This is a genomic window from Microvirga tunisiensis, assembly GCF_009296175.1.
GTDB classification, from domain to species: domain Bacteria; phylum Pseudomonadota; class Alphaproteobacteria; order Rhizobiales; family Beijerinckiaceae; genus Microvirga; species Microvirga tunisiensis.
Genome location: NZ_VOSK01000842.1, coordinates 1 through 1,040, shown reverse-complemented (window position 1 = coordinate 1,040; position 1,040 = coordinate 1). Strand labels below are relative to the sequence as shown.

Genomic DNA, 1,040 nt, shown 5'->3' with positions numbered 1-1,040 from the left:
CTTCATCCATGGCCCGACGTGCGCTTCGCCGTCACTCACCCAAGGTAGGAGCCCGGTGCCTTAATTGGGCTCGCCGGGATCTGAGCGGGGGGCGCCCAGTAACGGGCGTCCCTACCGCAAAAAACACGTCTTTCAGCTACACGGGGTAAATGCCGCCGAGGAGCCGGTCCTACGCAAGAAGCTGCGGCGCCAGGACATGATCACCTTCTTTGAGAAGCTGCCGCCGACGGTGATCAGCATCGAGGCGTGTGGCGGATCCCACCACTGGGCACGCCTGCTGCAGTCGCTGGGGCACGAGGTGAGGATGCTCCCACCCCAGTTCGTCAAACCCTACCTCAAGCGCGGCAAGAACGATGCCGCTGATGCCGAGGCGATTTGCGAGGCGATGAGCCGGCCGACCATGCGCTTCGTGCCGGTCAAGAGCGCAGACCAGCAAGCTGCCCTGATGCTGGTGGGCCTGCGCGACCGACTGATCCGGCAGCGCACCCAGCTCGCTAACGCCATCCGCGGCTATGCAGCGGAGTTCGGACTGGTTGCGGCCAAGGGTCTGGTGAAGATCGAGCCGCTCCTGGAGCGCATCCGAGAGGATGACACCCTGCCGGCGCTGGCGCGGGAGCTGTTTGAGATCCACACCCGGGAATACGCGCAGCTGCAGGCGCAACTGGAGGAAGTCGACGATAAGCTGATGGCCTGGCATCGCGCCGATGAGTGCAGCCGGCGCCTTGCCAGGATCCCGGGAGTGGGCCCGATTGGCGCCTCCATGCTGGTGATGAAGACACCCACCCCGGAGGCCTTCCGGTCCGCTCGCCACTTTGCCGCTTGGCTCGGCTTGACCCCGAAGGATCATTCGACTGCCGGCAGGGTGCGGCTGGGAGTGATCACGCGGGCCGGTGACGAGGCCTTGCGCAGCGTCCTAGATCCTTAGCACAGTGATTTTGACGGTTTGACACCGCCAAGCTCGTGCTGCGGACTTCGCATCTGGTACCGAGGCCCCGTCCAATGGGGATCAATCCACTTGCAGATCCCGCACCGCTTCGAAG

Annotated in this window: 1 pseudogene; it reads left to right on the top strand. The window is 64.5% G+C overall.

The annotated features are described in order from the left end of the window. Positions 1–64: 64 nt before the first annotated feature. Positions 65–916: pseudogene (locus FS320_RS44030) on the top strand (IS110 family RNA-guided transposase); the annotation flags it as partial. Between the last annotated feature and the right edge of the window lie 124 nt (positions 917–1,040).